This window comes from Succinispira mobilis DSM 6222, assembly GCF_000384135.1.
GTDB classification, from domain to species: domain Bacteria; phylum Bacillota; class Negativicutes; order Acidaminococcales; family Succinispiraceae; genus Succinispira; species Succinispira mobilis.
Map to the genome: position 1 here is coordinate 2,076,424 of NZ_KB913028.1, position 8,820 is coordinate 2,085,243.

At 36.8% G+C, this 8,820-nt stretch carries 10 protein-coding genes and 2 rRNA genes; all 12 read right to left on the minus strand.

Annotation, left to right across the window (positions count from 1 at the left end; translation table 11 throughout):
• Window positions 1–45: 45 nt before the first annotated feature.
• Window positions 46–864: a protease inhibitor I42 family protein gene (locus SUCMO_RS0109955; RefSeq protein ID WP_019880577.1), complete on the minus strand. Its 819-nt coding sequence runs from the start codon at window positions 862–864 to the stop codon at window positions 46–48.
• Complete coding sequence (locus SUCMO_RS10775; RefSeq protein WP_019880578.1) at window positions 861–1,172, minus strand: late competence development ComFB family protein; 312 nt, start codon at window positions 1,170–1,172, stop codon at window positions 861–863. Before SUCMO_RS10775 ends, SUCMO_RS0109955 begins: the two co-directional genes overlap by 4 nt.
• Window positions 1,173–1,195: 23 nt before the next feature.
• Window positions 1,196–2,131 (minus strand): hypothetical protein, encoded by a 936-nt coding sequence (locus SUCMO_RS0109965; protein ID WP_019880579.1) that lies wholly within the window; start codon window positions 2,129–2,131, stop codon window positions 1,196–1,198.
• Window positions 2,128–2,643 carry a hypothetical protein gene (locus SUCMO_RS0109970; RefSeq protein ID WP_028954001.1) on the minus strand — a complete coding sequence of 172 codons (516 nt, stop codon included), beginning with the start codon at window positions 2,641–2,643 and terminating at the stop codon, window positions 2,128–2,130. Before SUCMO_RS0109970 ends, SUCMO_RS0109965 begins: the two co-directional genes overlap by 4 nt.
• The gene (locus tag SUCMO_RS0109975; protein WP_156819282.1) at window positions 2,633–2,899 is read right to left on the minus strand and encodes a hypothetical protein; all 267 of its coding nucleotides are present in this window, start codon (window positions 2,897–2,899) and stop codon (window positions 2,633–2,635) included. The genes SUCMO_RS0109970 and SUCMO_RS0109975 overlap by 11 nt, the downstream gene beginning before the upstream one ends.
• Window positions 2,900–2,937: 38 nt before the next feature.
• Window positions 2,938–3,393, minus strand: coding sequence for a pilus assembly FimT family protein (locus SUCMO_RS0109980; protein WP_019880582.1), 456 nt, complete (start codon window positions 3,391–3,393; stop codon window positions 2,938–2,940).
• The gene (locus SUCMO_RS11080) at window positions 3,377–3,733 is read right to left on the minus strand and encodes a type II secretion system protein (RefSeq protein WP_019880586.1); all 357 of its coding nucleotides are present in this window, start codon (window positions 3,731–3,733) and stop codon (window positions 3,377–3,379) included. The genes SUCMO_RS0109980 and SUCMO_RS11080 overlap by 17 nt, the downstream gene beginning before the upstream one ends.
• A 135-nt stretch (window positions 3,734–3,868) precedes the next feature.
• Window positions 3,869–5,005 carry a type II secretion system F family protein gene (locus SUCMO_RS0109990; RefSeq protein WP_169336631.1) on the minus strand — a complete coding sequence of 379 codons (1,137 nt, stop codon included), beginning with the start codon at window positions 5,003–5,005 and terminating at the stop codon, window positions 3,869–3,871.
• Between the two features lie 60 nt (window positions 5,006–5,065).
• Window positions 5,066–5,842 (minus strand): carbon-nitrogen family hydrolase, encoded by a 777-nt coding sequence (locus tag SUCMO_RS0109995; protein WP_019880589.1) that lies wholly within the window; start codon window positions 5,840–5,842, stop codon window positions 5,066–5,068.
• 418 nt (window positions 5,843–6,260) lie between these two features.
• Complete coding sequence (locus SUCMO_RS0110000; protein WP_019880590.1) at window positions 6,261–7,655, minus strand: alanine/glycine:cation symporter family protein; 1,395 nt, start codon at window positions 7,653–7,655, stop codon at window positions 6,261–6,263.
• 201 nt (window positions 7,656–7,856) lie between these two features.
• Window positions 7,857–7,973: ribosomal RNA gene (gene rrf / locus SUCMO_RS0110005) — 5S ribosomal RNA — on the minus strand.
• Between the two features lie 84 nt (window positions 7,974–8,057).
• A 23S ribosomal RNA gene (locus SUCMO_RS0110010) occupies window positions 8,058–8,820 on the minus strand; the annotation flags it as partial.

Here is an 8,820-nt window from a genome sequence, read left to right on the forward strand (position 1 = left end):
CAACCACTACAATCTAGTTGGTGCTATCTGCCTTAGATAACCATTTTATTGATTAATTTTTAGTTGGAAATTCGCTTGTTTATCTTTATTCCAAGAATTACTATATTTCAGCTGGATTTCTGTGGGCTCCGCTGTTTTCACGGCAAAAATAAAGAGTTCATAACCCGTATCTTCCGCTAAGGGGGAATTTAAAATATAGGATCTGGATAGCTCTACAACAGGCAAGTTAAAACCTTGCGGAGTGACTATCTCCCATGAATAACCCGCCAGTTTATCTGATGGTAGCAAAACCACCAACAAGTCTTTAGGCGCAGCTTGCAAATTTTGTCCATTTGCTTTTATTGTAAGGTTGTAAATATTAAAGCACCCGATAATTTTTTGGACATCTATCCAAGAGATAATTTCTTCAAATGGCACTTGACGCCATTGTTCCTGCTGGGGTGCAGTTTTTAAAAGTATCGCATCTTTCGTAATTGCAAACGCGTGAATATCTTTACTGGTAAGACCAAGTTTATTGTAAAAAGCTTCATTAAGGTAAATAAAGTCATTCAATACTAACTCTTTACCAGTATTTACATCAAAAGTCAGCGCCTGTTTTTCAATAGTTTCGCCTTTTTTGCTCGGAATAAATAAACTAATAACGGAAGTATTATTGGTTAAAATTTGAACTTTTTCTTGAGGTGCGAGATTAAAACTAGCAAGTCTTTGATTAATTTTTTCTTGAACTTCTAAATTCAACATGCCATCTACAAAAACTTGTTGTTTAGTTTGATTAACTAAAACACTAGGCTGTGCAAATACTACAGGAGTGTTCAAGAGCAACAGACAAATAAGCAAAAGCAGTTTAAAGTTTAATCTAATCATTGTTTATCCGCCTCAACTCTACTTACGTAATGATCATGACGAGGATTATTTTTCACATTTTCAATGGCTTCATTAAGAGCGATAATTATATCGATTTTAAACTGATTACCCAAAATGCCTACCCTACTAAACGCTTCACCCGATACCGTAGAATAATACTTACTAGGCAATTTGTTCAAAGCAATTGCGCACACATCAGCTAGACATTTTTGGCAATAACAAGCCTCTTTATGTCGCCCTAGTGAATCGTACAATTCATTTAGAACTGCATCTTCCATAAAATTTTTGACATTTAGTGTTTTGATCATGTCCTCACCCCTATATTATATTTTTACCACAAATATTTATTAGTCCTAAAAATCAATTGCTCGGTAGTAATATCCTTAAGTTCTACACCAGAGGCGATACTAAGTCTATTGCGAGCAAATATTTTACCCCGAAATTTAACATTTTTAGCAAGTTCGATATTTCCACCCGCAATCAGCAAACCTTGAGCTACATTTACGCCTTCTTCCAGAACTATATTACCATTACTGATTATTATCAATTGATCTGGAAAATAAGTATGTCTGCCTAGTAAAATGTCACCGCGCCTTGCAAATAGCCCCGCACCACAAATTGTCTGACGCGGGGGAAAATAGTAAATAGCACCTTGTTCGTCAAAAAAGATATTGTTGGCTAAACCATATTCTAACGTTTCCGCTGTTGGAAATAAAAAAGCATACTTAGCATAATTTTTAATATCAAAATTTAAAAAAGCCGTTTTTATTTGTGACAGCCCATAGCCTTCTCCAGTTGTCGGCGGTGCATTTTCATAATACTCAACTACCTGCTGCCGATTAACTATTGCTGTACTGCTTAAATTTATTTGGCGCGCGACAGCATTATAATTATAAAATACACTCTGTGCTTCTGGTGGTTGTGCAAGCGCCTTAATGATATTTAGATAACAAGCACCACTGCTAGCTCTCACACTTAACCAACCCACATTTTTCTGTTGGCTAAGATTAACCGTTACTTTTATTTTCTCTTGCTCAACCGCATCATCTAATTCCCAGCTATCTTTTATTTCTGAATTTGTTTCTAGGCAACCATTTAAACAATCCATTAGACTATTTGTAATTTGAAATAGCTGTTGTTGGCGTATTTCCACCTTTAAATTTTTATAATCAGCCACTAATAATTGATAAGTGCTCCAAGTTAAAGTCAATAAGCCCAGCGAAATTAACAAACAAAAAATCCCGATATTCCCACATTGCTTTTTCATAAAACCTTACCATTTAAAATCGGGATATATTCTTGTTGTCTGTTAAGCTTATGCGTACGTTTATCTTGAAGTATAAGCGTTACCAGCAAATTTTGACTATCAATACGCTCAACTTTAAAATCTACCACTTTAACATTGTAAGGATCTGTTAATTGGTTTACCCCTGGCTGATTTTGCTTGATTTGAATGGCTTGATATAAAACTCCTTGGTCGTATTGTTCTTGACCGCGGTAATAAGATACTTGTCGGTTTTCTGCCGTTTCTTTAATAATTAAGACAGGCCCAGCCGGACCATTTACTATCTTAACTTGCTTGGCATAGAATCCTAGTTGTTGGCGCAAAGTTTGAAAAACAAAGCGTTGATTTTCATGACAATTTATTTGTTCAATGGTTTTGAGGTTTAAAACAACCGTAAATTGAATACATTTTAAAAAAACCGCAATAATTATCAAATAAAGAATTGAATTCAAAGCTAATTCTAATAGGAAAAATCCTGCGTATCTACTCTTCATAGTATATCAAATTAACCAAGGCTTTGTCTTTATTTTTATCTAGCACTTGCAAGATATTTTTTTTAATTTTCTTATTAGCTATCGTAACTTCTACTTTTTGCGTATTTATTTTAAACATGTCCAATTCTTTATCGCCTGCTAAATGCCTTTTCATAGCCTGCATCCCCAATTCTACTTGCTCACTTTTTTCTTTTAGATTCAAGCAAATAAGTATATTAGTTAATATTGCCGCTACTAATAAAAATACTAAACTCATCAGGATAACTGTGTTTAAAAATACAAACCCCTGCTTTTTCATTCTCGGTAAACACTAACTCTACCAGTTACTGGTAAAATTTGTATTGTGAAAGTAGCCTGTGGACGCGACTTGCGCCATAGATAAATGTAATTATAACTGTTTACAGTACCCCGATGATAGAAGATATTAGATTTGTTGGCTGCATTTAAACCATAGCCTGCACCCGCTAAATCGCAAAGTTCATAGCGACGAATATTTTCCATAAACCAATATCTTTCTTTTTGAGTGTCAAATAAGATGGAATTAAACTCTTTAGTACGGTATCGAGACATTGCTTGTATCCGTCTTAAGTCTGCCATTAAAATTTGAGACTGATTTTTTAGCAAGCACTGCTCCAAACTTTTTTGAAAACCAACCACATTAGGCATAATTAAAGTTGCTAAGCTCATTAAAATTGCTAAGACGCACACTAGCTCTATACTAGAAAATCCAGGTCTACTTACTACTGCCACTAGAATAAACCTCTTGATTTTTAGCATTCTGCCCTTTTAATTTATAGCCTATTTGATCTTCTCCGATACTGTATACCAACTCTGAATTTCGTGCGTCGCGATAATCATTGGCTCCACTTATATAATCTGGCTCTAAATCTTTTAATGTTTCTGGTAATTTCCCTTTATCCAAACGGTATAAAACAATGGCTGAATCTAAGACCTTTAAATCGGCTTGCAATTTAGTATTTTTTGCTCTTTCACCTGCTTTTTCATAAGCAGGTACCAAAACCGAACTAATAATACTAATTAAGGCAATTACAATTACAACTTCAATTAAAGTAAATCCTTGTTTTTTCATAAACTCGCTACGCGTCTTCTGAAACTACTAAACTGGCTACATTTATTTAACCTAATAAAACATCCTCTGAACTTATAATCTGAGAATATTTAATTATCCTAAATCAGCGTAGCTTTCACCTTCTTTATCGTTTTTTTAGATTGTTGCATCTAGTCCCCCTAAAATGCCCAACAGCGGTTGTAACAAAACCACTAATACTACCGCTAAAACCAGTGCAACCACAATTAAACATACTGGTTGTAGATATACTTCTAGCTTATTTAAAGTTAATTTTAAATTATACTCTAATTGCTGACTTGCCAACTCTAACATTTGTTCTAGTTGCCCAGTCTCTTCTCCTATTGCCAACATTTCTAAAGTGCTCGCGCTGATAAAACTAGTTTGTTTTTGTAGCGCCATCAACAAAGAACAACCCCTACTAAGGTCTATAATAGCTGAGTCTAGCTGCTTTTTTAATTTGTGTGACACTATTATTTCTTTCGTTAAATTTACACTAGTCAAGATATCCAAGCCACTTTGCAACCCGAGCGAAAATATTTGGCAGAACTGTAATTCTTGCAGACGTTTAGCTAGACTACAGTTAGCCAGTAGCTGTTGTAAGATAAATTTAACTTTATTACGCCAAGCAAGCTTGCACCAACCAAGAGCAATTAGCAACAACAGTAGAACAAATGTTCCCAGTAACCAATAACTATTTTGCCTTATATATTGGAAAACAAGCAAAAAAGAATTAATTTCAATGTTTAATGTCTCGTACAAGGATATAAATACTGGTACTAAAATGACAACAAAAAACACAAGCAACATTGCTAAAGAAGCTAATACTAAGCTTGGATAAATAATTGCTTTTTTTATCTGCCGCGAAAGTTTATACAGATTATTATAGTGTTTAGCTAATTTAAATAAAACTTTATCCACCAAACCGACTTGTTCCGCAATCGCAATCATTGCCACATAGAACTTAGTAAATAGTTGTGTTTTACCTTCAATGGCACTAGCTAAGCTAGAGCCATTTTTCAAAGCCTCAATTACTTCCAATAAAGCTCGTTGCCATTTTTTATCAATGTTTTCAGCTATTATTTGTAAGGCACGTAAGAGCGGAATTCCTGCCTGCCAAAATACTGCCAGTTTATAACTAAATAGGGCTAATATTAAAAAATCATTGCTACTATTAGTTTTACAGAGCCTTGATTCTGAAATCATTTTCAGTTTCAAAATACAGCACTTCTTAGATTTTAACTGCAAAGCGGCTATGTGCTGATTATCTGCCACTAATCTACCGCAGGCCCTTTCACCATTAGGAAAGATTATTTCATAGTCATAGACCATTACTTATTTGTACATATCTTGCCTTAAATCTTGCAAGACACTCATTTTTACCCGCACAGCATCCACTTGCTTAAGATCAATTTCGCTATAAATTATCGCTTCTTCAGCCGCAGCTATTTTTACAATTTCTCCTAGTGGTGAAACCAACATCGAGTGTCCATAAAATTTTTCGCCCTTAAATTCGCCGACACAATTTACCGCACAAATATATACTTGGTTTATCGCTGCACTGGCTCGCACCATTAACTCCCAAGCTTCTCCTCTTACTGCCGGCCATTCCGCAGGCAAATAAATAATTTTCGCACCATCTAAAGCCATAGCCCGTATAAGTTCTGGAAAGCGAATATCATAACAAATTGCTAAACCGCTTTTCACACCGGCAATATCAACGACTGTGCGCTCTTGACCAGGAGCAAAAATCTTTTCTTCGGCAAATAAACTAAATAAGTGAATTTTATTGTATCGTCCAATAATATCCCCATTTTTATCAAATACCAAGGTCGTATTAAAATACTTGCCTGCCATATTCATAGCTATAGAACCAGCTACAATATACATGTTTTTGCGCCGCGCCAGTGTTGATAACTGCATTACTAGTTCGCCAGTTAACGTTTCAGCTTGTTCGGAAAGTTTTCCCAAAGAATATCCGGTAGTCCAAACTTCCGGTAAGACAGCTACCTCTACGCCTGCTTGAACTTGTTCTAGGAGTTCCAAACCATGTTTAATATTCTGCTCGCGCTGTTTTGACAATACCTTCATTTGAATTAAAGCAATTTTCATAAAATTCCCCCCATTTATATTATTAACTCAATTATATCACAAGCAAAAATTTTATGTTGTTCAGTTCATTATTTTTCTCTAATAAGAAAAATAGTTTTATCTGTTGTTCAACAACTATTTGCAAGGTCAATTAACTAATAACCTCTAGCACTGCCCTATGTTTTAGTTCACTTTTTTTCCTTAGACAGCAGACAATTTTAGAATTACTGGATTAATTGCGCTTTGATTTTAGCAAATTAAATATAAAAGTATATATTTAAAACTTAAGGCTGGATTAAGATTATAAAATATCTTGATCCAGCCTTAATATTATTTATATATTTTTTCTCAGTAAAACATTTTTCTAAATCTTAATTATTGCTCTATTGCAAAATATAAGCAAGTTTTTGAGTCTGTTTATAAAAAATTTGCGCCTAGACTAATTTTTGTCGACTGCTAACTCATCTAAATATAATTTAGTTTCTTTTTCCCGCAGTTTGAAAAAGCTTTTAGTCTCGGCTACAACTACTGGTGTTAAACCAACTAAACCAATTAAATTCGGAATAGCCATCAAACCATTAAAAACATCGGCAATATTCCAAACGATTGTCAAGCTAGAAACAGAACCAATTAAAACAAATACTGAAAACAAGCATCTAAAAGCAAATATCGCTTTATCGCCAGCTAAATAAGCCAAACATTTTTCTCCATAATAGCACCAACCCAAAATAGTTGAATAAGCAAATAATATCAAGCCAATTGTTACTATCCAACCACCTGGCCCAGGCATTAATTGTTCAAATGCTAACGTAGTCAAGGCCGCACCATTAATTGTCCCATCTTGCCACAAACCACTCATAACTACTACTAAAGCAGTTATTGAACATACCACGATAGTATCTAAAAACGTTCCTGTCATCGACACTAATGCTTGACGTGCTGGCACATCCGTTTTAGCTGCCGCAGCCGCAATTGGTGCCGAACCAAGTCCTGCTTCATTAGAAAACACTCCTCTAGCTACCCCATAACGAATTACCGTACCAATTGCCCCACCAGCAACAGCCTTGCCAGTAAAAGCATCTGCCCAAATCATGGTAATTGCTTCTGGTAAGCGTTCAATATTAATCAATATTATCGCCAAACCACCAATTACATAAAAACAAGCCATAAATGGCACTAAAATACCGGTTATTCTACCAATACTTTTTATTCCACCTAATACCACTAAAGCTGTAAATGCAGCCATAATCAAACCTGTAATCCATGGTTCTACTCCAAAACTCTGTTTTACAGATAAAGCTACAGCATTTGCCTGCACCATATTGCCAATCCCAAAAGCGGCAACAGTACCAAAAAAAGCGAAGAGCCAGCCCATTTTAGGCATATTCAAACCCTTAGAAAGATAGTACATAGGTCCACCAGCCATCTCGCCCTTAGAATCTTTTTCACGATATTTAACCGCCAAAATCGCTTCCGCATATTTTGTGGCCATCCCAAAAATTGCAGTAACTTGCATCCAAATTACTGCTCCAGGACCACCAGCAACTATAGCTGTCGCTACGCCAGCAATATTCCCAGTGCCGATAGTTGCAGCCAAAGCAGTCATTAGGGCTTGGAAATGCGAAACATCACCTTCATTTTCTGTTTTGCCCTCTTCCTTCTCAGCTGGTTCAGATTTAGAAAATGCCAACTTCAAAGCATAAGGCAACAGACTAAATTGCAGAAAAGAAATTTTAAAAGAAATATAGATACCCGTGCCAACCAAGAAAACTAATAATGGTGGTCCCCAAACGATGTCACTAATTTTTCCCAATATTGTGTTAAACAGTTCCATTAAAATTCCCCTTCCTTTGTTATTTTTCTTCACCAAAGTACTTTGTCCATACTTTACTAAAAAATAAGTTTATTTTCTTTTATAAAACTGTAGTAATTTTACCAAATTGTAAACACCAATGCAAGATTTTCTGTAAAAAAGTACTGTATACACGTATTTTTTGCAAACAAAAAAGCTCTACACAAAGTGCAGAGCTTAAGTAACTGGCAACTATCTATCCTACCAGGCCGTCTCCAGCCAAGTACTTTCGACGTATAAGAGCTTAACTACTGTGTTCGGTATGGGAACAGGTGTATCCTCTTAGCTATCGCCACCAGATTATCGAGGTGAATTTCCAATTGGTAAACTCCCTCAAAACTTCACAGATTAATTTTTTTACCACGAGATATGGTACTTCTTGTTTAAGTCAAGCCCTCGACATATTAGTATTGGTCAGCTCAATAGATTACTCTACTTACACATCCAACCTATCAACCTCGTAATCTCCAAGGTGTCTTACTAGATTAACTCTATGAGAGATCTCATCTTAAGGCTGGTTTCACGCTTAGATGCTTTCAGCGTTTATCCTTTCCGAACGTAGCTACCCAACTATGCTCCTGGCGGAACAATTGGTACACCAGCGGTTCGTCCACTCCGGTCCTCTCGTACTAGGAGCAGTTCCCTTCAAATCTCTTGCGCCCGCGATGGATAGGGACCGAACTGTCTCACGACGTTCTGAACCCAGCTCACGTACCACTTTAATGGGCGAACAGCCCAACCCTTGGGACCGACTACAGCCCCAGGATGTGATGAGCCGACATCGAGGTGCCAAACCTCCCCGTCGATATGGACTCTTGGGAGAGATTAGCCTGTTATCCCCAGGGTAGCTTTTATCCGTTGAGCGATGGCCCTTCCACTCGGTACCACCGGATCACTAAGCCCTACTTTCGTACCTGCTCGACTTGTCTGTCTTGCAGTTAAGCTCCCTTCTGCCTTTACACTCTTCGCGCGATTTCTGACCGCGCTGAGGGAACCTTTGGGCGCCTCCGTTACTTTTTAGGAGGCGACCGCCCCAGTCAAACTGCCCGCCTGACACTGTCCTGAAGGTCGTTACTCTTTCAGTTAGAATTCCGATACATTAAGGGTGGTATCCCAACGTCGTCTCCGTACACACTGGCGTGCATAC

Bases quoted from the DNA above. Each gene is read 5' to 3' on its own strand.
- SUCMO_RS0109965 (WP_019880579.1), bottom strand. From the start codon at position 2,131: ATGAAAAAGCAATGTGGGAATATCGGGATTTTTTGTTTGTTAATTTCG.
- SUCMO_RS0110000 (WP_019880590.1), bottom strand. From the start codon at position 7,655: ATGGAACTGTTTAACACAATATTGGGAAAAATTAGTGACATCGTTTGG.
- SUCMO_RS0109995 (WP_019880589.1), bottom strand. From the start codon at position 5,842: ATGAAAATTGCTTTAATTCAAATGAAGGTATTGTCAAAACAGCGCGAG.
- SUCMO_RS0109955 (WP_019880577.1), bottom strand. From the start codon at position 864: ATGATTAGATTAAACTTTAAACTGCTTTTGCTTATTTGTCTGTTGCTC.
- SUCMO_RS11080 (WP_019880586.1), bottom strand. From the start codon at position 3,733: ATGAAAAAACAAGGATTTACTTTAATTGAAGTTGTAATTGTAATTGCC.
- SUCMO_RS0109975 (WP_156819282.1), bottom strand. From the start codon at position 2,899: ATGAGTTTAGTATTTTTATTAGTAGCGGCAATATTAACTAATATACTT.
- SUCMO_RS0109970 (WP_028954001.1), bottom strand. From the start codon at position 2,643: ATGAAGAGTAGATACGCAGGATTTTTCCTATTAGAATTAGCTTTGAAT.
- SUCMO_RS10775 (WP_019880578.1), bottom strand. From the start codon at position 1,172: ATGATCAAAACACTAAATGTCAAAAATTTTATGGAAGATGCAGTTCTA.